Genomic DNA, 24337 nt, shown 5'->3' with positions numbered 1-24337 from the left:
GGTCCTGCTTCAGCGCAGCGTCACCGCCGCATCGCGTTCGAATTGGCCTTCGGGATCCAGTTCGCGCAAGGCGCGCGCCTCGGCCGGCGTGGGCGGCTCGGTGGGCGCCGCGCCGCTGGCGTCGAACGCGAAGCCGGTGCGCTCGCGCACCTCGGCGAGACTCGCCTCGGGATGCCAGGACTGCAGGGCCAGCCGCCCGTCGCGCTTGATGAACGCCGCGATCGGCGTGACCACCCCATGAAAACCGCCCCAGGACGTGACGAAATCCAGCCTGGGCACCAGCGTGCGCGTCGAGTGCTCGGTGCGCCAGGTGCAGGCGCGCCGCGCCGTGGGCAGCATGACCGCGCCGCCTCCGCCGCCCGGCAGGCGGACCTTGGGCGCGTGCCAGTCGCCGATGCAGGAGTTGTTGGCGCAGCCCTCGCCGTCGATCTGGGCCGCGCCCAGGAAGGTCAGGTCCATGCGGCCACGCGTGCACAGATCGTAGAAATCCTCGTTGGCAAAGATCGACGCCGTGTGTTCGGCCAGCACCGGATCGGAGCTGGACAGCGGCACGTGCGAGGGCCTGGGATCCACGCCGCCCGCCACGTTGATGTAGACGTAGTCCCAGTCATAGGCGCGCTTGGCCAGCAGGCAGGCCAGCATCGGCATGGTGGAATTGACGCCGCTGAAAGTGATCTCGTCCGGGCGGATGAAGCGCGCCAGGTTGGTCACGATGTAGGAAAACCCCGACCATTGCTCAGCCATGGCTGGCCTCCTTCGCTTCCGGCGCCGCCGCCAGGTGGGCGGCCAGTTCGCTGTTCTTGTCCATGTAGGCCTCGACGGCCGGGTAGTCGATCGCGTAGGCCGGCCAGCACGAGCCGGGCCAGGCGCTGCCCGGCGCCACCGCGTAGGCCTGCACCATGAAGTACGGCACCAACGTGGACTCGGGCTGGGCCTCGAACACCGCGCTGTCGACCCGTTTCTCGGCCACCACCAGCACGCTGCCGGCGGCGCGCGACATGATGCGGTCCCAGTGCGCGGTGCCGCTCACGCGCACATTGCCCAGCGCGTCGATCTCGGACGCCTGGATCACGGCAAAGTCCGGCCGCACCGCCGGCACCACCCAGGTCCGCTGGCCGCTGCCGTAGGGATCGTCGATGCATTTCCAGCCGTTCAGCTCGGGCAGGCCGCTGCCATGCAGGCCGCCGCAGGGCTGGAATGGCACGCCGAACGCCGCCGCCCGCAGGCCGGCCGTGAGGCTGGCGCAGGCATGCTCTTCCAGCTCGACCTCGCCACGCTCGATCGCCTTGCGATACCAGGGCGCCAGGCCGAAGTTGCCTTCCATGGCCACGATGCCCGCGCGCACGCGGCGCAGCGCGCCGGCGCGGCACAGGATGTCCACGTCGTAGCCGGGCGACTGCTTGATCAGTTCCAGGTCGCGCTTGCCCTGGCGGATCAGTTCACGCACGAAGCCGAACGGCCCGCGATGCAGGAAGCTGCCGCCCAGCGCGATGCTGGCGCCATCCGGCACCATGGCGGCCAGTTCCGCCAGCGTGCGCTGCTTGTTCTTCTGGTTGTATCCCGAACCCATCTTGTCTCCTTGCCCCGCCGCGCCGCGCGGCTAACGGGCCTGCAAATAGGCGGCCACGCGGGCCTTGAGCCCCGGCTCGGCGGCCGAGCGCGTCAGCCGCGCCAGGTCGGCGTCCGGCGCTTCGAGCGACAGCGCGGCGTACAGCTGCGCGCGGCTCGCATCGGTCAGCGCGGACGCGACGGCCAGCGCCTCGTCCGCCGCCGCCGGCCATTCGTCCCGCGCCGCCAGCCGGCTGACGAAACCGTCGCGCAAGGCCGATTCGGCGTCGAAGGTCGCGGCCTGTTCCAGGATGGTCCGCGCGCGCTCGGCGCCCACCAGCGCGGCGAAGCGCCGCGTGCCCAGCACCAGCCCGAACTTCAGCCCCGGCATGCGGAAGCTGGCGTCCGGCGTGGCCAGCCGCCACTTGCAGGCGCCGAACAGATCCACGCCGGCGCCGAAATTGCGGCCATGCGCCAGCGCCACCGTCAGGCAGGGCGTGGCCGCCACGCGCTGCAGCAGCATCTCGATGCGCACGAAGCGCAGCAGCAGGTCGCCCTCGCTGTGCGATTCCCAATCACCGAAGTCGAAGCCCGCGCTGAAATTGCGGCCCTCGCCCTGGAACACGATGGCGCGCGCCTGCTCGGCCTGCGCCTGGTCCACCGCCGCGATCAGCGCCTCGACCAGCCCGGCCGACAGTGCGTTCATCTTGTCGGGCCGTGCCAGCGTCAGCAGATGCAGCGCGCCGCGCCGCTCGACCCGCAGGCCGTCCGTTTCCGTGATGTCGCTCATGCCGGCTCCTTGCGCCGCGCGCGCAGCGCGCCTAGCACTTCCTCGTTGTGCTCGCCCAGCGCTGGCGGGCGGCGACGCAGCGCCGTGGTCTGGCCGTCGAAGCGCACCGGCAGGCCGAAGGTGCGCGTGCGCACGCCGTTGGGCAGTTCCAGCGGCTGCACCCAGCCCATGTGCTCGACCTGTGGATCGGCCAGCACTTCCGAATAGGTGTTGATCGGCGCGCAGGGGACGCCCGCCTCGCGAAAGCGCGCCAGCCAGGACGCGGCCTCGTCGCCGGCGAAGATGGCTTCCAGGATCTCGCGCAGCGCGTCCTGGTTGCGGGCGCGCAGGCTGGTGTCGGCGAAACGGGCGTCGGCCAGCAGGTCATCGCGGCCAACCACCTCGCACACGCTCTTCCACAGCGCCTGGTTGCCGGCGGCCATGCCGAAGTACCCGCCCTTGCAGCGGAACGCCTGGTAGGGCGCGTTGCGCGGATGGGCGGAGCCGAGCTTGACCGGATCGCGCCCGCTGCCGAAGAACTCGGAGGTCTGCAGCGCGGCGATGCCCAGCGTGGCGCCCAGCATGGGCACGTCGATGTGCGCGCCCTGCCCGCTGGCCTGCGCGGCGCGCAGCGCCGAGGCGATGGCGAAGGCGCCGTACAGCCCGGCCGAGAAGTCCGCCAGCGGCACGCCGCATTTGACGGGTTCGCCGCCGGCCTCGCCGGTGACGCTCATGATGCCGCTCATGGCCTGGATGGTGAGGTCGAAGCCGCCTTCCTGCGCGCGCGGGCCAGACTGTCCGTAGGCCGAGATCGAGCAATACACCAGCCGGGGATTGCGCGCCTTCAATGCCTCGTAGCCCAGGCCCAGGCGGTCCATCACGCCGGGACGGTTGTTTTCGATCAGCACATCGACGGTGAGCGCCAGCTCGCGCGCCAGCTCCAGGTCCCCGGGGTCTTTCAGATTCAAGGTCACGGAGCGCTTGTTGCGATTGAGCGAGGCGAAGTTCTCGCTGTAGCCGTCGGAGATCGGCGGCCAGCTGCGCAGCGTGTCGCCGCCGTCCGGGTTCTCGACCTTGATCACGTCGGCGCCCATGTCCGCCAGCAGCATGCCGCAGAACGGCCCCGCCGCCACATTGCAAATCTCCAGCACCGTGATGCCGGCCAGTGCCGAGCTGGGTGTCATGTCTGACCTCTCGTTATGAAAATTCAATATTTGGGATACGAAAAATAATCTATAGCGGCGAATCCGGCAATGGCACCATGAGCGTCCCGCTTGCCTGGCCGTGCCGGGCGTCCCTATGAAACCTAGAACATTCCCTAGGTCCATTGCTTAATCGTTGACCAGCATATCACCGTGTGGAATTCTAGGTAAACCATTTATTGGAATTCAAGTCCTATTTTTTAGGACATATAAGGACCCACCCCGAGCAGGCAGGTCCGCATCCCCCAAGGAGACAGTCATGAGAACACTCGCCGTATTCGCCGCTGCCGCCCTGGCGCTGGGACTGGCGGCCGGCCCCTCGCAGGCGGCCGACGCCTGGCCAGGCAAGCCCGTGCGCATGGTCGTGCCCTTCCCGCCCGGCGGCGCCACCGACGCCGCCGCGCGCATCTACGCCCAGCACCTGGGCGACTATCTGGGCCAGAGCGTGGTGGTCGAGAACAAGGCCGGCGCCGGCGGCGAGATCGGCGCGGAGTACGTGGCCAAGTCGGCTCCCGACGGCTACACGCTGCTGATGGGCGCGGTGGGCAGCCATGCGATCCACGCCGCCATGCCCGACAAGCCCGGCTACGACTTCGGCACGGCCTTCGTCGGCGTGTCGATGGCGACCAGCATGCCCATGGCGCTGGCGGTCAACAGCAAGGTGCCGGCGCGCAACGTGCAGGAGCTGATCGCGCTGGCCAAGGCCAAGCCTGGGTCCATCACCTACGGCTCGGCCGGGCCGGGCACCTCGCAGCACATGGCCGGCGAACTGTTCCAGGTGGTCACCGGCACGCGGCTGATGCACGTGCCGTACCGCGGCAGCGGGCCGGCCATCACGGACCTGCTGGGCGGCCAGATCGACATGGTCATCGAGACCCTGCCCGCGCTGCTGCCGCAGGCCGCCAGCGGCAAGATCCGGCTGCTGGCCGTGACCACGCCCACGCGCGCCGCCGCATTGCCCGAGCTGCCCACGCTGATCGAACAGGGCGTGAAGGACTACTCGGTGGCCACCACCTATGCCCTGCTGGCGCCGGCTGGCACGCCGGCCGCCATCGTGGACAAGCTCTCGGCCGGCATGCAAAAGGCCGCCGCGATGGAATCCGTGAAGCAGGCGGCGCAGAAGCTCGGCGCCGACGCCGTCGCCACGTCGCCGGCCGACACCCGCCGCATGTTGCAGCAGGAGACTGCCCGCTGGGCCGAGGTCGTGCGCCTGTCGGCGGCCAAATGACGGCCGCCCCCGACACGCATGACGCACAGGCCGTCGACCTGGCCATCATCGGCGGTGGATCGGTCGGCGTCAGCCTGCTGCTCCAGTTCCTGCTGTCGCTGCCCGCCGGCGGCGGCCGGCCGCTCAGCTTGCGGCTGTACGAACCGCAGGAGTGCCCCGGGCCGGGCGGCGCCTACCAGGACGACCTGCGCAGCAACCTGCTCAATATCCCGGCCGGCAATATGTCGGCGCTGGCCGACGAGCGCCTGGACTTCGTGGGCTGGCTGCGGCGCCAGGATCCCGCCTGGCTGGCCGGCCACGGGGTGGAAGGCGCGATCGATCCGGGCGATTTCCTGCCCCGGCCGCTGTTCGGCGCCTACATGGCCGACGCCTACGAGCGGGCGCGCGCGCTGGCGCCAAGCCGGGGCGTAACGCTGGAACACGTGCGCGCGCGCGTCGCCGGCGTCACGCCGCTGGCCAATGGACGCGTGCGGGTGTTGGCGGAATCGGGGCAGCCCTGTGTGGCGCGCCGCGTGGCGTTGTGCAACGGCAACCTGCCCTCGCGCGCCTTCCCGGCGCTGGCAGCCGCGCCCGGCTACTTCAACAGCCCCTATCCGGTCAGCGAGCTGGCGGCCGGCATCGCCGCCGACGCCACGGTCTGCGTGATCGGCACCAGCCTGAGCGCGGTCGACGCCGTGGTCGCGCTGCAGCAGGCCGGGCATCGCGGTCCGCTCATCTGCGTGTCGCGCAATGGCCGGCTGCCCTCGGTGCGCAGCCCGCATAACCGGCCGCCGCCGCGGGGCCTGACCGAACTGAGCCGCGATGGCGCGCAGGCGCTGGCGCACGCGCACGGCGGCGCGCTGACGCTGGAACGGATCGCCGCGGCGCTGGGCCGCGAGGTGCGGGCGCTGGGCGGCGCGGTCGACGCCGAGGACATCCTGGGCGTCGATGGCGACGCGCGGGCCGCGCTGGACGATGAAATCCGCCGTTCCGAACACGACGCGCGCCCATGGCAGGCGGTGGCCGCGGCGACCAACGCGGCCGTGGACCTGATCTGGCATCTGCTGCCGGACGCCGAGCGCGCGCGCTTCCAGTCGCAATGGCGCGCGCTGTGGATGGCGCGCCGCGCCAACTTTCCGATGCGCAACGCGCGCAAGCTGCAGGCGTTGTTCCGCGCCGGCCAGCTCGAGGTGCTGAGCGGCTACGTCGACAGCCGCCATGACGCCGCCGGCGGCTTCGTGACCCGCCTGCGCACGCCGGCGGGCGAGCGCGAGCTGCGCAGCCGCTATCTGATCAACGCCACCAGTTTCTCTGTGGACGCGGCCGGCGCCGCCGATCCCCTGGTGTCGGCGCTGCTGTGCGACGGCCACGGGCAGGCGCATCCGCATGGCGGGCTGGCGCTGGACTACGCCACCGGCAGCCTGCTGGACGCTGGCGGCGTCGTGCAACCCGCGATCACCGTGCTGGGCAGCCTGGCCGGCGGCACCTACTTCTGGACCACGTCCATGGACGTGAACGCCCGCCTGGCGCGGGACCAGGCGCGGCGCATCGCCGCCGCGCTGGCGGACGCGGGCGCTACTGTCCCAGGAAGCCGCCGCGATACCCCATGCCCTGGGATATCGCCTGCGCACAGGCCGCCACGTCCGGCGCCAGCTGCTTCATCCGGGCCGCGCTGAGGCGGTCCAGCGGCCCGGAGATGCCCACGGCCGCCACGGGCTGGTCCAGGCTGTTGAACAGCGCCACGGCCAGCCCGCCCACGCCTTCGCGCCATTCGCCGCGATTGATGGCGTAGCCGGCGCGCACCACCTTGCGCAGCTCGTCCTTGAGCAGCGGCATGGTGACGATGGTGGCCGGCGTGTGCCGCTGCAACTGGTCCGCATAGCGCTCGACATAGCCGTCGGACTGATAGGCCAGCAGCGCCTTGCCGGTGGCCACGGCATAGGCCGGCGCGCGTCCGCCGATCATGGAATAGGCGCGGATCGGCTGCGGACTGTCGATCTTGTCCACGTACACCACGTCAAAGCCGTCCAGCACCGACAGATGCACGGTTTCGCCGGTCTGGTCGGCCAGCGTGCGCATGTAGGGCGCGGCCAGCTTGCGCACGTCCAGCTGCGCCAGCTGCCGCGCGGCCAGCTCAAACAGCCGCACCGCGCCGCGATAGCCGCCGCCCTCGTCGTCCTTGATCACATAGCCGGCATGGATCAGCGTCTGCAGCGTGCGATGGGTATTGCTGCGGGTCAGTCCCACGCGGGCGGCCAGCGCATCGATGGTGCGCGGCGGATTGTCCACGTCGGTGACCGCCTCCAGCACCATCAGCCCCTTGAGCAGCGTCTTGTCCATATCGTCTATTTCCTAATATTTAGGACGAGACCATAGCATGAGACGTCAAGCGCGGACAGGTCCGCGCCCCCTGGGCCGGCGCCTGTCAGGCCGAGGCGGCCAGCCCGGCGCGCACCGCTTGCGAACGGTCCCAGAGATTGGGCAGGCTGGTCGAGGAATAGCCCGACACGAAAGGCTTGGCCATGCCGGTGACCGGATCATAGACATGGCGCGACACCGCGCCGATATTGCCGCCATACAGGTGCACGCTGATCGATACGCGATCGGCATGCGCGTTGGACACCTGATGGATATCGCCTTCCTCGGGCGCCAGCCGCTCCACGTCGCCCGGCAGCAGGGTCGATGCCGCGCCCGCCAACCGCAGGCCGCCGTCCGCCTCGCGCACGTAGCGCTGGTTGATCTCCGAGCCGCGCAACATGCCCACGTAGCCCCAGACCTCGTGATCGTGCACCGGCGTGCTCTGGCCCGGCCCCCAGACAAAGCTGACCATGGAGAAGCGCTCCAGCGGGTCGCAATGCAGCAGGTATTGCTGGTAATACTGCGGATGCGGCACGGTACAGGCCTCGGGCAGCCAGTCATCGTGCCGCAGCAGCTCCGTGAACGCGGACTCCAGCGCCGGGCTCTGCGCCAGGCCCGCCGGGCCGGCCAGCCGCGTGGCGGTGGCGATGAAGCAACGAAGCCGGTCCAGGCCCGTGATCGGTTCAGGCATTGCTAGTCTCCCAGGTCGGGCGCGGCGGGCGAATCCGCCCTGGCCCGGTTGATGTTCCCAAAATCCTGGTGGCAGTATCCACGATTCGGGAACCCGCAGGCGCAATGCCCATGCGCCGGTCGCGGCGATTGCAACAAGCACGGCGATTGCTCCCCCGCTTGACAGGCATGCCCGCGTACAGGCAGCGTAGTGAACCATCGATCAGGTTGAACATGCATCACGCCACCGACTTTCCCACGCGCCCCGCTTGCGCCCGTCCGCGATGACCGGCCCGCGGCACGACATTCCCGCCGCGCTGGCGCAGGCCCTGCGGCAAAGCAGGCGGCCCGTGGTCTTCACGGGCGCGGGCGTCTCCGCCGAAAGCGGCATCGCGACGTTCCGCGACGCGCTCACCGGACTATGGTCGCGCTTCGACGCGCAGGCCCTGGCCACGCCCGAGGCCTTCCGCGCCCATCCCGACCTGGTCTGGGGCTGGTATGAATGGCGACGCGAGCAGGCCCTGCGCGCCTGGCCGAACGCCGCGCACCTGGCCATCGCCAGACTGGCCGCGCATGCGCCGGCGCTCACCGTGATCACGCAGAACGTGGACGATCTGCACGAGCGCGCGGGCAGTCCGAAAGTACTGCATCTGCATGGCAGCCTGCACGCGCCGCGCTGCGCCGATTGCCGCGCGCCCTGGAGCCGCGCCGAGCCCGCGAGCGCTGACGCCGCGGCAGCCGGCACAACGGCAGCCGATATCCGGACAGCCGACGCCGCGACCGCCAGCGCGGCCGCGTCCGGCGCGCCGAACGGGGAACAGGACGAAGGCCGCCGCATCGAGCCGCCCCGCTGCGCCGCTTGCGGCGGTCCCGTGCGGCCAGGCGTCGTCTGGTTCGGAGAAAGCCTGCCCGCCGACGCCTGGCGCGCGGCCCAGCTCGCCGCCGAGCAATGCGATCTGCTGCTGAGCATCGGCACCTCGGCCCTGGTCTATCCCGCCGCGGAGCTGCCGCAACGCGCGCTGGCCGCGGGCGCCGTCGTCGCGCAGGTCAATCCGGCCGCCACGCCAATGGATGCGCGCGTGAAGTTCAATCTGCGCGGCCAGGCCGCCGACGTGCTGCCCAGGTTGCTGCAAAGCGCGGGGATCTGAACCGGCGACCGCGAACGCGGGCCACGCCGTGCGCATCATCCGCAAATGGCGCCCGCATGGCTATCAGCCACGCGCATCATGCGTGCCCTGCCGCGCCTGCGGCGATCACCACTTGCAGCCGCTGTCCGTGACCGTATCAGCCAAAAGAAAGGGCAGCGCCAGCAGGCCCTTGGATGCATGCGCATCGCGGCAAGGCGGACGCGCGGCCTTCTCCATCTCGCGCGACAGCACGGTGCGTTCGGCCGGCGCCTTGGGCGCGAGCCTGGGCACGGGTTCGCCGCGCGCGCGCCGTTCGCCGGGCGCGGCCGAGTCCGACGGCTGCCAACCGAAATCGCGTGACGCAGGCGCTGGCGCGCCGGCGGACGGCGCATCAGCCGGCTTGCCCGCGCGAGGCTCGAACTGGACGCGAGATCGCGCTGCCGCTGGCTGCGTGTCTGTCTGCATGTTTTTTTGAGTGTTCGTCTGCGTGGGCGACGGCTGCGCACGCGATGGCTCGGCGCGCTCGGGCTGTGCTCGCGGCACCTTCGCCGCCGGCGTCTCCACGGAACCCCGCGCGGGCGCCGCGACCTGCCCGCTCTCGCCGCGTGGCGACGCGCTGCGCTCGACGCGTGGAGTCGGCGGCGCAAGCAGCTCCACGAACATGGATTCGGAATCAGACGGCATGGCCGGCGGAATCGGCGACGGCGTCATGCCGCGCCAGATCAGGCTTCCGATGCCCACATGCAAGGCGCAGGCCAGCAAGGCCGCGATCCACGACGTTGCGCGCCTGCCGCGCGCATTCCCGCCATCCCAGCCCAGGCCGTTGACATGGCCGGCGGCAAGCATCGGGACCATCTGCAATACTCGACTGACAAGCCCGATTCCACGGGCGACCGGGGGATGATAGCCCTCGCGCCGGTGAAGATTTGTGAAGTTGTAGCCGAGTCCTGTGAGCGCTACGCGCGCGCCGCCACGAAACGAGGGGAAACCCCAAATTCCAGGGCGCTCGCGATGGACTTAAAGTGGCAAGACACCATCCGGCCCTGGAGAGCATCATTCCATATCGAACTGGAACGGCCGCGGCCGCGCCCCCGCCAGATCATCCTGGAGCGGGTATCGGCAGCGCTGGGGGTATCGCCCGAACAGCTCGACGACTCGTCTTTTGGCGGACACATGCATTGATGTCCGCTGGCGGGACGGTTTCGGCGCCGTAGCAGGAAATGGCCCGCGCATGAGGGGGATGGAAAAAATGCTCGGAACAGCAAGAAGATTGACCGACGTCCTGGCCACCGCGCCAGACGGCACGCTATACCGGATCGAGCGCTTCGTCTCGGACCCCGACGCCTACTCGGCCATGGGCACCTCGCGCTTCGACCCCCGGACGCATTGCGTCTGCCGCACCAGCTCCGGCGAGAAGGTCGCCTGGCTGGGCGGACAAACCTACCAGCTGCTCAAGAGCGGCACCTCGCTGACCGCCGTCGACCGACGACGCGGCTGACCCCCGGTCCTGCTAGGGCGTGAAACGCGCCACCACGAAGTTCACGAAAGTGGTGAGCTTGGGCAGCGCCTGCCTGTCCTTCGGATAGAGCAACGAGATCGGCCGCGCCGCCGGCCAATAGGGCCGCAATATCGGCGTCAGCCTGCCCGCGCGCACATCATCGGCCAGCAGCAGCTCGGGCTGCAGCACGATGCCGAATCCCGCCAGCGCCGCCTGCCGCAGCGCCTGACCATTGTTGGACACGAAACGGCCGCTGGGATAGCCCGTCTCGCCGCCATCGCCATTGCCCAGGCGCCAGCCGGTGCGACGGCTCCAGTACGAGAAATCCAGGCATTGATGCCGGACCAGATCGGCGGGCGTGGCCGGCGTGCCGTAGCGCTCCAGATACGAAGGCGCCGCGCAGACCATCATCTGATAGCGGCCCAGCCCACGCGCGATCAGCCCGGAATCCGCCGGCTCGCCGATGCGCACGGCCAGGTCGTAGCGCGAGGCGACCAGGTCTTCCACCAGATCGCTCAGCGACAGTTCCACGCTCACGTCCGGATAGGTGGACAGGTAGTCGGCGATGACCGGCGTCAGGGCGAACGAACCGAAGGACACGGTCGAGGTGATGCGCAGATTGCCGCGCGGCGCCTCGCGCATGGCCTCGGCGCCCTGCTCGGCATCGCGGATCTCGGCCAGGATGTCCTTGCAGCGCGCGAAGTAGGCCTGCCCGGCCTCGGTCAGGCTCTGGCGGCGCGTGGTGCGCACCATCAGTCGCAGCCCCAGACGCGTCTCCAGGTTCTTCAAATGCTTGGCGGCCATGGCCGGCGACATCTCATGCAGCGCGGCCGCGGCGGTCAGGCTGCCCAGCTCCACGACGGCCACGAACACTTCCATGCTGAGCAGGCGGTCCATGAATTACTGACTCCAGGTATGAAGTATTCCAACCATTCTAGGATTTTTCGAAAGGAATCGGGCGGCCAGAATGCTTGCATGCGCCGGCCTTCCGCCAGCGCCCGCAACCACACTCACGGAGATCCCATGAAAATCGTACTCATCGGCGCCAGCGGCACCGTCGGCAGCGCCATCGTCCAGGAACTGGGCCAGCGCCACGACATCATCGCGGTCGGCAGGAACAGCGGCCAGCATCAGGTCGACATTACCCGCAGCGACAGCATCCGCGCGCTGTTCGAGCGCATCGGCAAGGTCGACGCCATCGTATCGGCGGCGGGCGGCCTGCATTTCGGCCCCCTGGCGGAAATGACCGCCGAACAATTCAAGATCGGCCTGCACGACAAGCTGCTGGGCCAGGTGGACCTGGCGCTGATCGGACAGCACTACCTCAACGAAGGCGGCTCCATCACGCTGACCAGCGGCATCGTCAGCGCCGAACCGATCCGCTACGGCGCCAACGCCTCGGCCGTGAACTCGGCCATTGACGGCTTCGTGCGCGGCGCGGCGGTGGAACTGCAAGGCCGCCGCATCAACGCCGTCAGCCCCAGCGTGCTGCAAGAGTCCTGGGGCAGCTACGGCCCATACTTCCTGGGCTTCGAGGCGGTGCCTGCCCAGCGCGTGGCGCTGGCCTACAGCCGCAGCGTGGAAGGTGCGCAGACCGGACGCGTATTCCAGGTCTGGTAAGCGCCGGGGCCGGACACAACGCCGCGGCGTCAGGCCGCCAGGTCGCGGGTGTAGGTGTAGAAGACCTCGTCGCGCACCCAGCCCAGCGATTCGTACAGCGACTGCGCGGTGGCGTTGTTCCGGGCCGTGGTCAGGTCCATGCGCTTGCAGCCGCGCTCGCGCGCATGCGTCTCGGCCGCGCGCAGCAAGGCCCGGCCCGCGCCGCTCTGGCGCGCGGCCGGCGCGACGAACAGGTCGTACAGCACGTAGATGGGCGCGGCGATCACGGAGCAGAACGACGGGTACATCTGGCAGAAGCCCACCGGCGCGCCGTCCACGCTGGCCAGCAGGATCACCGATTCGCCGCGTTCCAGGCGCGCGCTGATGAAGGCCAGCGCGGCGGCGGCGTCCGCCGGCTGCTCATAGAACTGGCGATACGCATCGAACAAGGGCGCGATGCGGGCGGCGTCGGCGACGCTGGCGTGGCGGATGTCGAGCTGGCTCATGGATGTAGCGGCGATCCTGTCATGGAGGCGATGAAAAACGCCGGCGCGATGTCGAATCCCTGCGCAAGCCGGCGGCAAGACGCGCACTATAGGCAGAGCGCGTGTCAGAAGTAAATCGCCGCGACTGGGCCCTAAAGCAAAATGCCCAAAGCAAAGCGGCTTGATGCGCAATGTCATCAAGCCGCTTTCGTATTGGTGGCGCGCCCGGCAGGATTCGAACCTACGACCCCCTGGTTCGTAGCCAGGTACTCTATCCAGCTGAGCTACGGGCGCGCTAAAGAGGCGTGTTTATACCATGGATAGGCCGGGGCTCGCAAATGGACGGCATGCGGGACCGCATACGGCCCGCGCACAATCCGCGCGTCCTTGCGCCAGCGCAAATGGCGCGGCGCATGCCCGGCGTAGCCTGGGGGCAAGCAGGCCGGGATGCCATGGCGCAAGGCGCGCGTGGCCCCTGGCTCGCATGAAGCACGAGGAGACCCCATGGCAAAGAAATTTCCGCTCCATCCCAAACACCCCGAGCGCATCTGCTGGGGCTGCGACCGCTATTGCGCGGCCGACGCCATGGCCTGTGGCAACGGCTCCGACCGCAGCATGCATCCGGCCGAACTGCTGGGCGATGACTGGTACACGGTGGGCAACTGGGGATTGGAAGTGGAAGCCGACGCGGCATCGCGCGATGCGAACGGCAAGACGCTGGAGCGATAGGCTCGGGCCGGCCTTCCGGACGCGAGGCCCGCGAAAGCTGACTATCGCCGCCTGCGCGCGCTCCGGGGCCGGCAAGAGCAGCGCAAGGACAAGGACAGGAACCAAAACAAAAAGGCCTTCGATCAATGATCAAAGGCCTTCTCATCTGTCTCTTTCAAGACTTGGCGCGCCCGGCAGGATTCGAACCTACGACCCCCTGGTTCGTAGCCAGGTACTCTATCCAGCTGAGCTACGGGCGCTCCGGTAAAGAGGCAAAATTATATCAGATAATTCGCCGTACTTCTGGCAATTCGTCACGGCATTGCCATACTACGAACTGCATATTGCGCATTGCATACTACGAATTGCATGCTACTTGCGCTTGCTTCGGCATCCAGGCTCCTTTTTCAAGAGCTTGGCGCGCCCGGCAGGATTCGAACCTACGACCCCCTGGTTCGTAGCCAGGTACTCTATCCAGCTGAGCTACGGGCGCGTTTCAAAGCAAGCCTTGAATAATAGCGTTGTTTCGGAAACTGCGCAAGTCGACTGGTTCCGCCGCACAATGTCATGACGCAGGAACGGCGACCTGCACAGCCGCGCAGACAGGTTCGTACAAGCGCTCCGCGCATGCCTCGCACATGCCACGCAGATTTCGATCTACTCACTGGCGCATGTGGAATGATCCCTTGGCAACGGCATCAACCCCAGGCATGCGCGGCACACGCGAACCACAGGCCGGACAAGCAAGCGCCGCCTGAAAAAGAAAAACCCGCAACAGCTTGCACTGTTGCGGGTTTTTGTCTTCGATCCAGTCAGACTGGACCGAAGAGGCGTCTGGCGGAGACGGAGGGATTCGAACCCTCGATGCAGTTTTTAGCCACATACTCCCTTAGCAGGGGAGCCCCTTCAGCCTCTCGGGCACGTCTCCGAAGAGAACGAGATTCTAGCACGACTTTTTTGGACCTTGCCCGGAATCGGGTACGAATCACAAAAAAATTTGCGCCGGATCCTTGTTCCTCAGGCCTTGGCGGCGGGCGCCTGGTCCAGGCCGAAGGCCTTGTGCAGCGCGCGCACGCCCAGTTCCATGTACTTGTCGTCGATGATCACCGAGGTCTTGATCTCGCTGGTGCTGATCATCTGGATGTTGATGCCCTCTTGCGACAGGGTCTGGAACATCAGGCTGGCCACGCCGACGTGCGAGCGCATGCCGATGCCGACGATGGAGACCTTGGCGACCTTCTCGTCGGTGGACAGCTCGCGGGCGCCCACGGCCGGGATGACCTCGCGCTTGAGCAGGTCCACGGCGCGCGCGAACTCGTTGCGGTTCACGGTGAACGAGAAGTCGGTCGTGCCGGCCACGGACTGGTTCTGCACGATCATGTCGACGTCGATGTTGGCGGCGGCGACCGGACCCAGGATGGAGAAGGCGATGCCGGGCTTGTCCGGCACGCCCAGCAAGGTGATCTTGGCTTCGTCGCGGCTGAAGGCGATGCCGGAGACAACGGCGGCTTCCATTTTTTCGTCTTCCTCAAAAGTAATCAGCGTGCCCGAATGCATTTCTTCTTCGAGCGGGATGAGCGGGTCGGTCAGCGAGGACAGCACCCGCGTCGGCACACGGTATTTGCCGGCGAATTCTACCGAGCGGATCTGCAGGACCTTGGAGCCCAGCGAGGCCATCTCGAGCATTTCCTCGAACGACACGACCGCCATGCGGCGCGCTTCGGGCACGACGCGCGGGTCGGTCGTGTAGACGCCGTCGACGTCGGTGTAGATCAGGCATTCATCGGCCTTGATCGCCGCCGCCACGGCCACGGCCGAGGTGTCGGAACCGCCGCGGCCCAGCGTGGTGATGTGGCCGTCGGCGTCCACGCCCTGGAAGCCCGTCACGATGACCACGCGGCCGGCGTCAAGGTCGGCGCGGATGCGCGCGTCGTCGATCGAGGTGATGCGGGCCTTGGTGTAGGACGAATCGGTGCGCACGGGCACCTGCCAGCCGGCGTAGCTGCGCGCGGCCACGCCTTCGGCCTGCAGCGCGATGGCCAGCAGGCCGCTGCTGGCCTGCTCGCCGGTGGCGGCGATCATGTCGAGCTCGCGGCCGTCCGGCACGGGCGAAATCTCGCGCGCCAGACCGAGCAGGCGATTGGTCTCGCCCGCCATGGCCGACGGCACCACGACAACCTGGTGGCCTGCGGCGTGCCACTTCGCGACGCGACGCGCCACATTCCTGATGCGCTCGACCGAGCCCATCGAAGTACCGCCATATTTGTGAACGATGAGGGACATCTCGTACTCTGGCTGGGAACCCGCCCCAAGTATGTTGACGGGCAAAACCTCATATTCTAGCGCCACGGTGAAAATTTGCGCAGCCTGGGGCTTTCCCTCGGGTTTACCCGCAACACCGCCCTGCTCGCCCCGGAGACAGCGGCGTTCCAGCCAGGCCCGACCTGGATTCAGCGACGCTCCAGCCAGACCCGGCCACGGTGGCAGCGGATCGCATGGCCGGCCTGCTCGACGCGCAGCTGGCGGTCATGACCCAGGCTGTGCAGGCCGCGCAGCTGGCGCAGCAGGTCGCGCATGCGCGCTTCCGAAGGCATGCGCGCGCCATTGGCGTCCAGCCACCAGCGCAACACCTGCGCCTGCCGCGCCGGCGACAGATCGCGCCACGCGCGCAGCGAAAAGCTGGCGCCGTCCGGGCCCGGCTCCAGCGCGGCGAAATCCTCGCGCGCCACTTCGTCCAGGATCGACGCGGCCTCGGCCATGTGGCGCGCATGCCGCGCCACGATGCCGCGCCAGCCGGGCCAGCGCGCGTCCAGCGCCGGCGCCAGCAACTCGCGCAGCGCCGCGCGGGTGTAATGGGGATCGGAATTGGTCGGGTCCTGCACCGCGCGCCAGTCGGTGGCCGCCTCGAAGGCGGCGCAGGCTCGCAGGATGTCATCGCGGTCCTGGTCCAGCCAGGGCCGCAGGTAGTCCACCTCGTCACGGCGCGACAGCGGCGCCATGGCGGCCATGCCCGCCAGCCCGGTGCCGCGCAACAGGCGCAGCAGCACGGTCTCGGCCTGATCGCCCCGGTGATGCGCCAGCAGCACCAGCGGCGCGCCGTGTTCGCGGGCCAGCCCGGCCAGCGCGCGGTAGCGCGCATCGCGCGCCGCCGCCTCGATGCCCTTGCCGGCGCCTTCGGCCACGGTCACGCGCGCCTCGTGCGCCGGCAGGCCCAGCAGCCGGGCCAGCGCCCGCGTCTGTTCACTCCAGGCATCGGCGGCGTCCTGCAAGCCGTGATGCACGTGGAACAGCAGCAGGTCGATGCCCTGCTCCCGGGCGATGGCGGCCGCATGCAGCGCCAGCATGGCCGAATCGGCGCCGCCGCTGACGGCCACGGCCATGCGCGGCGGGCGCGCGGGCAGGCCGGCCAGCGCCTGTCGCAGCGCCTCGGCCAGGGCCGGGGAAAGCACATGGGAATGGCAACCAGCCGGCGCGCCCGAGGGCATGGCGTCGGGCGCGGTCGGCGTGTTCATGGCGGAACGGGGCGCGTGGACCTCGGCCGCGGCGCCGGCGACAAGGCCGGCGCCCGCGCGGATCAGGCGCGCACTTCCTGGAAGGCGCCGTAGGACAGCAGGCGCTGGATGCGCTGCTCCACGAGCTGCTCGGGCGTCATGCCCTGCAGCTGGCGCAGGGCGTCGCCCAGCGCGCGGCGCAGCAGGCGGGCCATGACGCGGGGGTCGCGGTGCGCGCCGCCCACGGGTTCGTTGACGACGCGATCGACCAGGCCCAGGTCCTTCAGGCGCGGGGCGATGATGGCCAGCGCCTCGGCGGCCTCGGGCGCCTTGTCGGCGCTGCGCCACAGGATGGACGCGCAGCCTTCGGGCGAGATCACCGCGTAGGTGGCGTATTGCAGCATCAGCACGGCGTTGCCCACGGCGATCGCCAGCGCGCCGCCGGAGCCGCCCTCGCCGATGATGGTCACGATGACCGGCACTTTCAGCTCGGCCATGGCGTACAGATTGTGGCCGATGGCCTCTGACTGGCCGCGCTCTTCGGCGCCGATGCCGGGATAGGCGCCGGGCGTGTCCACGAAGGTGAACACGGGCAGGTTGAATTTCTCGGCCAGGCGCATCAGGCGCAGCGCCTTGCGATAGCCCTCGGGCCGGGGCATGCCGAAGTTGCGCGCGGCGCGTTCCTTGGTGTCGCGGCCCTTCTGGTGGCCGATGACCATGCAGGGCATGCCGTTGAAGCGGGCCAGGCCGCCGATGATGGACTGGTCGTCGGCGTACATGCGGTCGCCGTGCAGCTCATGGAAGTCGGTGAAGATCTCGCGCACGTAGTCCAGCGTGTAGGGACGCTGGGGATGGCGCGCCACCAGCGCCGTCTGCCACGGCGTCAGCTTGGCGTAGATCTCCTTGGCCAGCGTCTGGCTCTTCTGCTGCAGACGTCCGATTTCATCGGAGATGTCCACGGCGGAATCGGCCTGCACGTAGCGCAGCTGCTCGATCTTGTTCTCAAGCTCGGCGAGCGGTTGTTCGAATTCCAGGAAAGTATTGCGCATGTAGTGTGGTTCCGTAGATGGGCGGCCTGATGAACGTCAGTATTGAACCGGATCCGGTTCCAGACTGCGCCACAGATACCAGGTCGCCACGGTACGCCAGGGCTGCCACGCCAACGAGACCTCGCGGGCCTCGAAGCGAGAGACGGGCTCGCCGCTGAAGTAGTGTAACGAGATTGCCTTCAGCAACCCAGGATCATCCAGTGGCAGGATATCGGGTCGCTGCAGATTGAAAATCAAAAACATCTCCGCCGTCCAGCGTCCGATGCCGCGGATCGCGACCAGCTCGGAAATAACGGCTTCGTCGTCCATGTCCGCCCAACGCTCGGGATGCACGCGGCGCTCGCCGAAATGGGCGGCCAGGTCCAGCACGTACTCTGCCTTGCGCTGCGACAGGCCGGCCTGCCGCAGGCCGTCGATGCCGACGCGCAGCACCGCCACCGGCGTGGGGCGCTTGCCAGCGGCTTCGATGAACTTGTCCCAGACGGCGTCGGCCGCCTTGGTCGACACCTGCTGCCCGATGATGGCGCGCGCCAGCGTCACGAACGGCGTGCCGCGCGAGGTCAGCCAGGCGTCCGGGTGCTGCGGGATGATTTTCTTCAGGATGCGGTCGCGGCGCATCAGGTGCGCGACGGCGGCTTCCCAATAGTCGGGCTTGGGAATCGGGGTATCTGCGGTGGACATGTCGGGCTTATTCCTGCCGGCTCATCAGGCCCGGCGCCACTGCGTCACGCCGCCGGGCTTGTCGTCGAGCTCGATCCCGGCATCGCGCAGCTCGGCGCGGATACGGTCGGCTTCGGCGAAGTCGCGCGCGGCCTTGGCGGCGGCGCGGGCGTCGATGCGGGCCTGGATGGCCTCGGCGTCCAGCGCCGGGCGGCCGCCCTGCTCCATGCCCACGGCCGAATAGCGGGTGGGCGACTGGAAATAGGCGGCCGGTTCCTGCTGCAGCAGGCCCAGCAGGTCGCCCAGCGCTTTCAGCTGGCCGGCGCTGCGGGCGCTCTTGGTCCGGTTGGCCTCGGAGGCCAGCTCGAACAGCGCCGCGACGGCGCCCGAGCTGTTGAAATCGTCGTCCATCGCGGCCTTGAATGCCTGGGCCTGCGGCTCGTTCCAGTCCACGCCCTGGCCGTCGGCGGGCACGTTCTGCAACGCCTGGTACAGCCGGTCCAGCGCGTTCTGCGCGTCGACCAGGTTGTCGGGCGTGTAGTTCTGCGGGCTGCGGTAGTGGTTGCGCACGATGAAGAAACGCACCATTTCGGCCTCGCGCGGATTGACGCGATAGCCGGCCTGGTCGGAGGGCGCGTCGTCCAGCGCGATGGTCTGGCGGATGGTGCGGAAATTGCCCAGCGACTTGGACATCTTGTCCGAGTCCACCATCAGCGGGCCGCAGTGCATCCAGACGTTGGCCAGCACGCCGCCGAAAGCGCCCTCGGTCTGGGCGATCTCGTTCTCGTGGTGGGGGAACTTCAGGTCGGGACCGCCGCCGTGGATATCCAGCGGCAGGCCCAGCAAGGATTTGCTCATGGCCGAGCACTCGATGTGCCAACCCGGACGCCCAAGGCCGTAGGGCGACTCCCACTTGGTGTCCTCGGGCTCCTCGGACTTGGCCGATTTCCAGAGCACGAAATCCAGCGGATCGCGCTTGGCCGAGCCGACCGCCACGCGCTCGCCGGCGCGCAGGTCGTCCAGCGACTTGCCCGACATCTTGCCGTAGCCCTCGAAGCCGCGCACGGCGTAGTTCACGTCGCCGTCATCGGCCTGGTAGGCCAGGCCCTTCTGTTCGAGCTTGCCGATGATGTCCAGCATGTCGCCGACATACTGCGTGGCGCGCGGCTCGCGGTCGGGCTTCTGCACGCCCAGCGCCCGCTCGTCGGCGTGCATGGCGTCGATGTAGAACTCGGTGACCTCGCCGATGCGGCGGCCGGTTTCCACGGCGCGGCGGATGATCTTGTCTTCGATGTCGGTGATGTTGCGCACGTAGTCGACCGCCAGGCCGCTGGCGCGCAGCCAGCGCTGCACCACGTCGAAGGACACCAGCATGCGGGCATGGCCCAGGTGGCAGAAGTCGTACACGGTCATGCCGCACACGTACATGCGCACCTGGCCGGCCTGGGCCGGTTTGAACGGTTCTTTGGTACGCGATAACGTGTTGTAGATTTGCAGCATGGCGCTATTGGGTTCGTGTGGGTTTCCGGGATGGCCGCGAGGTCTTGCGCTCCGGCGCGGCATCCCCATATGGCACGGATACGCTCGAGAATCTCGCGCCGCAAGCCGCCGGCTCCTGCCCCGGCCTGTGCTCCAGGTCGCCGGGAGGATCATCTCCAGGGGGCTGTCCGCCATATCCGCCCGGTCTTCCGGCAAGAATCGGTTCCGGGGCTAAAATGGCGACCGACAAGTATAGCAAGCGGCCCGGCCGCGCGCGTAAGCGCGGCGGGTTCGCGACTTTTAACGGATGCCCACGTGACTATCAAGCCGCGTTTCTGCGTCGCCCTGATCGCCCTGGCCCTGGCCGGCGGATCGGCCGGTCCCTCGTTCGCCCAATCCATGTCCGGCGGCGGCGCCGCCAATCCCAACGCCAGCCGCACCACCCTGGATCCCATCCCCCCCGAAGGCGGCTGGGAAGGCCTGGCCAACGTGCTCAAGGCCGTCCAACCCGGCGTCGACACCCGCCTGACGCCGACCGCGTCGCAGGTCACCGACCATATCGAGCGCCTGCTCAACCGTGGCGACAACGCCACCGCGCTGGACATGATCGAAAAGCGCCTGGCCGAGACCAAGGGCCAGCGCGGCACCGACGTACAACTGATGTTCCAGCATGCGCGCGCCCTGGCCGCCCTGCACCGCACGGCGGAGGCCATCGACGTCTACACCGAGATGACCACCAGCTACCCCGAATTGCCGGAACCCTGGAACAACCTTGCCGCTCTATATGCGGGTCGCGGTGAATTGGAAAAAGCGCAGGACGCCCTGCAAATGGCGCTGCGCGCCGATCCCGGCTACGCCGCGGCGCGCGCCAACCTGGGCGACCTGCAATTGCTGCAGGCCCTGCGCACCTACAAGCAGGCCGCCAGCGATGGCGTGCCGGGCATGCAGGACAAGGCCCGCGAAGTCGAAACCATGTTGAAGGAAAAACAAGGCAAATGATGTCGAGCTATTCTCCCCTGCGCCTGCTGCGCCTGACGGCCTGCGCATTCACGCTGGCCGCTGTCGCGCCCGCGCTCGCCAGCGCCGCGCCCGCGGCCTCCTCCACCCCCTCCACCACTGAAGGCACGAAATCCATGAGCACCAATCCCCGCGTCAAGCTGCACACCAACCAAGGCGACATCGTCATCACCCTGGACGCCGCCAAGGCGCCCAAGACGGTGGCCAATTTCCTGACCTACACCAAGGAAGGCTTCTACAACGGCACGGTGTTCCATCGCGTGATCGACGGCTTCATGGTCCAGGGCGGCGGTTTCGAGCCCGGCATGAAGCAGAAGCAGACCCACGCCCCGATCGAGAACGAGGCCAACAACGGCCTGAAGAACGACAAGTACACGCTGGCCATGGCCCGCACCAGCGACCCGCACTCGGCCACCGCCCAGTTCTTCATCAACGTGTCCAACAACGACTTCCTGAACTTCACCGCCCCCACGCCCAATGGCTGGGGCTATGCCGTGTTCGGCACCGTGACCGAAGGCACCGACGTGGTCGACAAGATCAAGGGCGTGAAGACCGGCAACAAGGGCTTCCACCAGAACGTCCCGAACGAGGACGTGATCATCGAGAAGGCCGAAGTTCTTGAATAAGATCGCCCTGACCGGCCCGGTCTGGCTGGCCTCTGATCTGCACCTGGGGCCGGCCACGCCGGCCACGTCCGAAGCCTTCCTGGCCTTTCTGCAGGCCGCGCGCGAGGAAGCGGGCGCGCTGCTGCTGCCGGGCGACATATTCGACGCCTGGATCGGCGACGACGCGATCCGCGTCGCCCCGCCCTGGCTGGCGACGGTGTTGAAGGCGCTGCGCGAGACGGCCGCCGGCATTCCGGTCTGGCTGGGGCGCGGCAACCGCGATTTCCTCATGGGCGAGGAACTGGCGGCCGCGATCGGCGCCAAGCTGCTGCCGGAACCGGCCCTGCTGGAAACGGACTACGGCACGGTGCTGCTGACCCACGGCGACGAATTCTGTACCGACGACGCCCCGTACCAGCAGTTCCGCGCCATGGTGCGCGATCCGCAGTGGCAGGCCGCCTTCCTGGCCAAGACCATTCCGGAACGCCTGGCCATGGCCCAGCAGGCGCGGGGCGAAAGCCAGGCCGCCAACCAGATGAAGTCGCAGGAAATCATGGACGTCAACGCCGGCGCCATCGAAGCCGTCTTCCGCGACACGGGCGTGAGCCTGCTGGTGCACGGCCACACGCACCGCCCGGCCCGCCACGTGCTGGAGATCGACGGCAAGAAGCGCGAGCGCTGGGTGCTGCCCGACTGGGACTGCGACCACGCCCAGCCGCCGCGCGGCGGCTGGCTGGTGATCGATCAGGATGGCCTGACGTTCTACGACCTCGATACCGAGGACTGAACGCGCAGCCGCATCCGCCCGCGCCACCTCGTGGCGCGGGCGCCCGATCTCACCATTGATAGCCGGCGCCTATCACCGCGCCGCCGTGCCCCCGGGTGCTGGTCGCGAGCGAACCCTTGTAGCTCCAGCGGCCTCTCTCGGACACCCGGGATACGCCGATCGCCATGCCCTGCTGCCCTTGCCACGTCGAACCGGCCATCGACACCATGTTCTTGCCCGGCTCCGTCGCTTGCGGCAGGCCCGCGACCGCCATCGTCGCGGCGACGCCGCCGTCCACATAGCGTTTCAGCCCCTTGATCTGCTGATCCGTATAGCGGTTCGACTGCGCCGCCGCGTTGTTCAACTGGTTCAGGTTGACGGCATCGGTGCCGTTCACGCCCGGCGCCACGTTGCTGATGCCGCGCTCATTGCCGACCGAGCCCACCGACAGCGTGTTGGGCGCGCTCGCCACTGAATTCGCCCCCACCGCGACCGAATTCGCGCCGCTTGCGTAGGCGTGATCGCCTATCGCGGTGCTGGCGTCGCCCGATGCCACCGCGCCGCTGCCCGTCGCCGTCGCGTTCCGGCCGCTTGCGGATGGCGCGGTGTAGGTCGTCGGATTGCCTGTGGCCCAGGTCCTGCCGCCGCCACCCGGCGGCAGTCCGTTGATGGTCTGGTTCAGCGTGCTGACCGCGCTCTGGAGCTGGCCCAGGTTGACCGCGTCGGTGATCTGCACGCCGGGCGCGACGTTGATGACCTGCCGCGCCCCGCCTGCCGCGCCGACCGACACCGCGCCGGCCGTCGTCGTGAAGCCGTTGCCGCTGACCGGATCCACGTAGGCGCCGGCAGCCCGGTCGGCCACCGAGCCGGCCCCCAGCGCGACCCCGCCGACCGTCGTCGCGCTCGATTGATAACCCAGCGCAACGCCGGTGCTCTGCGTGGCATGGGCCGCGTTGCCGAAGGCAATCGCGTCGTTGACCGGCGCGGCCGACGAGCCTATGGAACTGCCCGCGTCCATGCCGATCGCGATATTGTTGTTGCCCGTCGCGTACAGCCCCGCCCGGGAGCCGATGCTCACGTTGTTGCCGCCGGCCACTGCTGTACCGGAATAGGTACCGATCGAGACGTTGTTGTCTCCGCCAGAGACGGCATTGCCACTGACGTAGCCAATGGCCACGTTGGTGCTGGTCAACACGCCGTTGCCAGCCAGGGCGCCAAACGCCGCGTTGTTGAGTACCGGCGCCCCGATGCGACCAACGCCGATGCCGGCACTCGTGCCTATCGCCGTGTTGCTATCCCCGATGACGGATATCCCCGCGCTGAGTCCAAAGGCGCTGTTGTGGTTGCCCGTCACCGAGACGCCACTGGTGTTGCCCGTCGCCGTGTTGTGGTTGCCCTGCACGAGCGCCCCAGCGCCCGTGCCAACCGCCGCGTTGCCTATGCCCTGCACCGAGTTACCCGTCATCGCGCCCACCGCGACGTTGCCCGCGGAGCCAACAAGCGAGTTGATGCCGGCGGCTGTTCCGATCGACACGCTATCCTCGCCAATCGCCAGCGCCTGATAGCCGATGGCGATGGTATGGTCTCCCGATGCCTGCGCCTTGGATCCCACCGCCGTCGCCGCACGCCCGGTCGAGGTCGCGTCCGTCCCGGCGGCCAGGGAGCCGGCGCCGGTCGCGCCGTTATTCGTGCTATTCCCGCCCGGCGTACCGCCGTCGTCCACGCTGTAGTACTGCGCATGCGCGGGGCTCGCCGCGATCGCCGCCGTGATCGCCAGCGCACAGGCCGCGACCCGCATCGGGCCGGCCTTGCCGCCCGTCGCCGACGAAACCGGGACGCCAACAGCCGGCCGGCCCGCGCGGCCCTGGGCCGCTCTAGACACTGACTTCATCCTTACTCTCCAACATCGATCTGGAAGCTCTGTTGTCGCCACGCGGCAAGACCCCGAGACATCCGCAATGCCGAATCCCGCATGCCGGGCACGCGCCCCGCGACGGACGCCAGACTGGCGTCGACGCGAGCCATGCCCGCCGCCTTGATTCAAGCCGTTCACCGATGCGCATCGCAGCCTGTCCGGCAAGGCTCGCGCGGCGCTATCGC

At 68.5% G+C, this 24337-nt stretch carries 24 protein-coding genes, 4 tRNA genes and 1 pseudogene; 10 read left to right on the top strand and 19 right to left on the bottom strand.

Annotation, left to right across the window (positions count from 1 at the left end; translation table 11 throughout):
- Window positions 1-9 precede the first annotated feature (9 nt).
- From AC6LJ5_RS04350 to AC6LJ5_RS04335, 4 genes are read right to left on the bottom strand one after another with little or no spacing between them, the layout of a single operon-like run.
- Window positions 10-744, bottom strand: coding sequence for a CoA-transferase subunit beta (locus tag AC6LJ5_RS04350; protein WP_498139897.1), 735 nt, complete (start codon window positions 742-744; stop codon window positions 10-12).
- Window positions 737-1570 carry a CoA transferase subunit A gene (locus AC6LJ5_RS04345; protein ID WP_392411476.1) on the bottom strand — a complete coding sequence of 278 codons (834 nt, stop codon included), beginning with the start codon at window positions 1568-1570 and terminating at the stop codon, window positions 737-739. The genes AC6LJ5_RS04350 and AC6LJ5_RS04345 overlap by 8 nt, the downstream gene beginning before the upstream one ends.
- Before the next feature lie 30 nt (window positions 1571-1600).
- Window positions 1601-2338, bottom strand: a complete 738-nt coding sequence (locus AC6LJ5_RS04340) for an enoyl-CoA hydratase/isomerase family protein (RefSeq protein ID WP_392411475.1) — start codon at window positions 2336-2338, stop codon at window positions 1601-1603.
- Entirely contained in the window at window positions 2335-3501 is a 1167-nt protein-coding gene (locus AC6LJ5_RS04335; RefSeq protein WP_103275483.1) for a CaiB/BaiF CoA transferase family protein, read from the bottom strand. Before AC6LJ5_RS04335 ends, AC6LJ5_RS04340 begins: the two co-directional genes overlap by 4 nt.
- A 277-nt stretch (window positions 3502-3778) precedes the next feature.
- Between AC6LJ5_RS04335 and AC6LJ5_RS04330 the strand changes: the two genes are divergently transcribed.
- Entirely contained in the window at window positions 3779-4747 is a 969-nt protein-coding gene (locus AC6LJ5_RS04330; protein ID WP_103275484.1) for a Bug family tripartite tricarboxylate transporter substrate binding protein, read from the top strand.
- Window positions 4744-6402, top strand: coding sequence for an FAD/NAD(P)-binding protein (locus tag AC6LJ5_RS04325; protein ID WP_498139896.1), 1659 nt, complete (start codon window positions 4744-4746; stop codon window positions 6400-6402). Before AC6LJ5_RS04330 ends, AC6LJ5_RS04325 begins: the two co-directional genes overlap by 4 nt.
- Here AC6LJ5_RS04325 and AC6LJ5_RS04320 read toward each other — a convergent pair.
- Window positions 6302-7066, bottom strand: a complete 765-nt coding sequence (locus tag AC6LJ5_RS04320; RefSeq protein ID WP_103275486.1) for an IclR family transcriptional regulator — start codon at window positions 7064-7066, stop codon at window positions 6302-6304. The two genes, AC6LJ5_RS04325 and AC6LJ5_RS04320, sit on opposite strands and share 101 nt — an antisense overlap.
- Window positions 7067-7151: 85 nt before the next feature.
- On the bottom strand, window positions 7152-7775 hold the full coding sequence (locus AC6LJ5_RS04315; RefSeq protein ID WP_498139895.1) for a cysteine dioxygenase family protein: 624 nt from the start codon (window positions 7773-7775) through the stop codon (window positions 7152-7154).
- A gap of 262 nt (window positions 7776-8037) precedes the next feature.
- Between AC6LJ5_RS04315 and AC6LJ5_RS04310 the strand changes: the two genes are divergently transcribed.
- Entirely contained in the window at window positions 8038-8901 is an 864-nt protein-coding gene (locus AC6LJ5_RS04310; RefSeq protein ID WP_498139894.1) for an SIR2 family NAD-dependent protein deacylase, read from the top strand.
- A 105-nt stretch (window positions 8902-9006) separates the two neighbouring features.
- On the opposite strand, the gene AC6LJ5_RS04305 is transcribed toward AC6LJ5_RS04310, so the two are convergent.
- Window positions 9007-9726, bottom strand: a complete 720-nt coding sequence (locus tag AC6LJ5_RS04305) for a hypothetical protein (protein ID WP_498139893.1) — start codon at window positions 9724-9726, stop codon at window positions 9007-9009.
- Here AC6LJ5_RS04305 and AC6LJ5_RS04300 point away from each other — a divergent pair.
- Entirely contained in the window at window positions 9709-10062 is a 354-nt protein-coding gene (locus tag AC6LJ5_RS04300) for a hypothetical protein (RefSeq protein WP_498139892.1), read from the top strand. The two genes, AC6LJ5_RS04305 and AC6LJ5_RS04300, sit on opposite strands and share 18 nt — an antisense overlap.
- A gap of 88 nt (window positions 10063-10150) precedes the next feature.
- Window positions 10151-10378 (top strand): hypothetical protein, encoded by a 228-nt coding sequence (locus AC6LJ5_RS04295; RefSeq protein WP_103275490.1) that lies wholly within the window; start codon window positions 10151-10153, stop codon window positions 10376-10378.
- A 12-nt stretch (window positions 10379-10390) separates the two neighbouring features.
- On the opposite strand, the gene AC6LJ5_RS04290 is transcribed toward AC6LJ5_RS04295, so the two are convergent.
- Window positions 10391-11275, bottom strand: coding sequence for a LysR family transcriptional regulator (locus AC6LJ5_RS04290; protein WP_392411470.1), 885 nt, complete (start codon window positions 11273-11275; stop codon window positions 10391-10393).
- 126 nt (window positions 11276-11401) lie between these two features.
- Between AC6LJ5_RS04290 and AC6LJ5_RS04285 the strand changes: the two genes are divergently transcribed.
- A complete protein-coding gene (locus AC6LJ5_RS04285; RefSeq protein ID WP_103275492.1) occupies window positions 11402-11998 on the top strand; it encodes a short chain dehydrogenase in 597 nt (198 codons plus the stop codon).
- A 29-nt stretch (window positions 11999-12027) separates the two neighbouring features.
- On the opposite strand, the gene AC6LJ5_RS04280 is transcribed toward AC6LJ5_RS04285, so the two are convergent.
- Both AC6LJ5_RS04280 and AC6LJ5_RS04275 read right to left on the bottom strand, forming a co-directional pair.
- On the bottom strand, window positions 12028-12483 hold the full coding sequence (locus tag AC6LJ5_RS04280) for a GNAT family N-acetyltransferase (RefSeq protein WP_158658465.1): 456 nt from the start codon (window positions 12481-12483) through the stop codon (window positions 12028-12030).
- Window positions 12484-12679: 196 nt separating this feature from the next.
- Window positions 12680-12756, bottom strand: a tRNA-Arg gene (locus AC6LJ5_RS04275).
- 210 nt (window positions 12757-12966) lie between these two features.
- On the opposite strand from AC6LJ5_RS04275, the gene AC6LJ5_RS04270 reads away from it, so the two are divergent.
- The gene (locus AC6LJ5_RS04270; RefSeq protein ID WP_392411468.1) at window positions 12967-13191 is read left to right on the top strand and encodes a DUF3079 domain-containing protein; all 225 of its coding nucleotides are present in this window, start codon (window positions 12967-12969) and stop codon (window positions 13189-13191) included.
- A 162-nt stretch (window positions 13192-13353) separates the two neighbouring features.
- Here AC6LJ5_RS04270 and AC6LJ5_RS04265 read toward each other — a convergent pair.
- The 8 genes from AC6LJ5_RS04265 to cysS all read right to left on the bottom strand — a co-directional run bounded on the left by AC6LJ5_RS04265 (window position 13354) and on the right by cysS (window position 19870).
- Window positions 13354-13430, bottom strand: a tRNA-Arg gene (locus tag AC6LJ5_RS04265).
- 156 nt (window positions 13431-13586) lie between these two features.
- Window positions 13587-13663: transfer RNA gene (locus AC6LJ5_RS04260), tRNA-Arg, on the bottom strand.
- 342 nt (window positions 13664-14005) lie between these two features.
- A tRNA-Ser gene (locus AC6LJ5_RS04255) sits at window positions 14006-14098 on the bottom strand.
- Window positions 14099-14187: 89 nt separating this feature from the next.
- Entirely contained in the window at window positions 14188-15453 is a 1266-nt protein-coding gene (locus AC6LJ5_RS04250) for an aspartate kinase (RefSeq protein WP_103275495.1), read from the bottom strand.
- Window positions 15454-15620: 167 nt separating this feature from the next.
- Entirely contained in the window at window positions 15621-16592 is a 972-nt protein-coding gene (tilS, locus tag AC6LJ5_RS04245; protein ID WP_498139915.1) for a tRNA lysidine(34) synthetase TilS, read from the bottom strand.
- 152 nt (window positions 16593-16744) lie between these two features.
- Window positions 16745-17710, bottom strand: coding sequence for an acetyl-CoA carboxylase carboxyltransferase subunit alpha (locus AC6LJ5_RS04240; RefSeq protein WP_103275496.1), 966 nt, complete (start codon window positions 17708-17710; stop codon window positions 16745-16747).
- 36 nt (window positions 17711-17746) lie between these two features.
- A complete protein-coding gene (locus AC6LJ5_RS04235) occupies window positions 17747-18391 on the bottom strand; it encodes a DNA-3-methyladenine glycosylase family protein (RefSeq protein ID WP_103275497.1) in 645 nt (214 codons plus the stop codon).
- 24 nt (window positions 18392-18415) lie between these two features.
- On the bottom strand, window positions 18416-19870 hold the full coding sequence (gene cysS / locus AC6LJ5_RS04230) for a cysteine--tRNA ligase (RefSeq protein WP_498139891.1): 1455 nt from the start codon (window positions 19868-19870) through the stop codon (window positions 18416-18418).
- Between the two features lie 294 nt (window positions 19871-20164).
- Between cysS and AC6LJ5_RS04225 the strand changes: the two genes are divergently transcribed.
- The 3 genes from AC6LJ5_RS04225 (at window position 20165) to AC6LJ5_RS04215 (ending at window position 22258) form a co-directional block, all read left to right on the top strand.
- Entirely contained in the window at window positions 20165-20848 is a 684-nt protein-coding gene (locus AC6LJ5_RS04225) for a tetratricopeptide repeat protein (protein ID WP_498139890.1), read from the top strand.
- 134 nt (window positions 20849-20982) lie between these two features.
- Window positions 20983-21492, top strand: a complete 510-nt coding sequence (locus tag AC6LJ5_RS04220) for a peptidylprolyl isomerase (RefSeq protein ID WP_103276590.1) — start codon at window positions 20983-20985, stop codon at window positions 21490-21492.
- A complete protein-coding gene (locus AC6LJ5_RS04215; RefSeq protein ID WP_498139889.1) occupies window positions 21485-22258 on the top strand; it encodes a UDP-2,3-diacylglucosamine diphosphatase in 774 nt (257 codons plus the stop codon). The genes AC6LJ5_RS04220 and AC6LJ5_RS04215 overlap by 8 nt, the downstream gene beginning before the upstream one ends.
- Before the next feature lie 49 nt (window positions 22259-22307).
- Here AC6LJ5_RS04215 and AC6LJ5_RS04210 read toward each other — a convergent pair.
- Window positions 22308-23969 (bottom strand): annotated as a pseudogene (locus AC6LJ5_RS04210) (YadA family autotransporter adhesin); the annotation flags it as partial.
- Between the last annotated feature and the right edge of the window lie 368 nt (window positions 23970-24337).

The organism is Achromobacter sp. 1011791174, assembly GCF_059760925.1.
This window is presented reverse-complemented; position numbering and strand designations above follow the sequence as displayed.

Coding starts and splice junctions, on each gene's coding strand:
- AC6LJ5_RS04350 (WP_498139897.1), bottom strand. CDS start 744: ATGGCTGAGCAATGGTCGGGGTTTTCCTACATCGTGACCAACCTGGCG.
- AC6LJ5_RS04345 (WP_392411476.1), bottom strand. CDS start 1,570: ATGGGTTCGGGATACAACCAGAAGAACAAGCAGCGCACGCTGGCGGAA.
- AC6LJ5_RS04340 (WP_392411475.1), bottom strand. CDS start 2,338: ATGAGCGACATCACGGAAACGGACGGCCTGCGGGTCGAGCGGCGCGGC.
- AC6LJ5_RS04335 (WP_103275483.1), bottom strand. CDS start 3,501: ATGACACCCAGCTCGGCACTGGCCGGCATCACGGTGCTGGAGATTTGC.
- AC6LJ5_RS04330 (WP_103275484.1), top strand. CDS start 3,779: ATGAGAACACTCGCCGTATTCGCCGCTGCCGCCCTGGCGCTGGGACTG.
- AC6LJ5_RS04325 (WP_498139896.1), top strand. CDS start 4,744: ATGACGGCCGCCCCCGACACGCATGACGCACAGGCCGTCGACCTGGCC.
- AC6LJ5_RS04320 (WP_103275486.1), bottom strand. CDS start 7,066: ATGGACAAGACGCTGCTCAAGGGGCTGATGGTGCTGGAGGCGGTCACC.
- AC6LJ5_RS04315 (WP_498139895.1), bottom strand. CDS start 7,775: ATGCCTGAACCGATCACGGGCCTGGACCGGCTTCGTTGCTTCATCGCC.
- AC6LJ5_RS04310 (WP_498139894.1), top strand. CDS start 8,038: ATGACCGGCCCGCGGCACGACATTCCCGCCGCGCTGGCGCAGGCCCTG.
- AC6LJ5_RS04300 (WP_498139892.1), top strand. CDS start 9,709: ATGGCCGGCGGCAAGCATCGGGACCATCTGCAATACTCGACTGACAAG.
- AC6LJ5_RS04305 (WP_498139893.1), bottom strand. CDS start 9,726: ATGCTTGCCGCCGGCCATGTCAACGGCCTGGGCTGGGATGGCGGGAAT.
- AC6LJ5_RS04290 (WP_392411470.1), bottom strand. CDS start 11,275: ATGGACCGCCTGCTCAGCATGGAAGTGTTCGTGGCCGTCGTGGAGCTG.
- AC6LJ5_RS04285 (WP_103275492.1), top strand. CDS start 11,402: ATGAAAATCGTACTCATCGGCGCCAGCGGCACCGTCGGCAGCGCCATC.
- AC6LJ5_RS04280 (WP_158658465.1), bottom strand. CDS start 12,483: ATGAGCCAGCTCGACATCCGCCACGCCAGCGTCGCCGACGCCGCCCGC.
- AC6LJ5_RS04270 (WP_392411468.1), top strand. CDS start 12,967: ATGGCAAAGAAATTTCCGCTCCATCCCAAACACCCCGAGCGCATCTGC.
- AC6LJ5_RS04250 (WP_103275495.1), bottom strand. CDS start 15,453: ATGTCCCTCATCGTTCACAAATATGGCGGTACTTCGATGGGCTCGGTC.
- AC6LJ5_RS04240 (WP_103275496.1), bottom strand. CDS start 17,710: ATGCGCAATACTTTCCTGGAATTCGAACAACCGCTCGCCGAGCTTGAG.
- AC6LJ5_RS04235 (WP_103275497.1), bottom strand. CDS start 18,391: ATGTCCACCGCAGATACCCCGATTCCCAAGCCCGACTATTGGGAAGCC.
- cysS (WP_498139891.1), bottom strand. CDS start 19,870: ATGCTGCAAATCTACAACACGTTATCGCGTACCAAAGAACCGTTCAAA.
- AC6LJ5_RS04220 (WP_103276590.1), top strand. CDS start 20,983: ATGAGCACCAATCCCCGCGTCAAGCTGCACACCAACCAAGGCGACATC.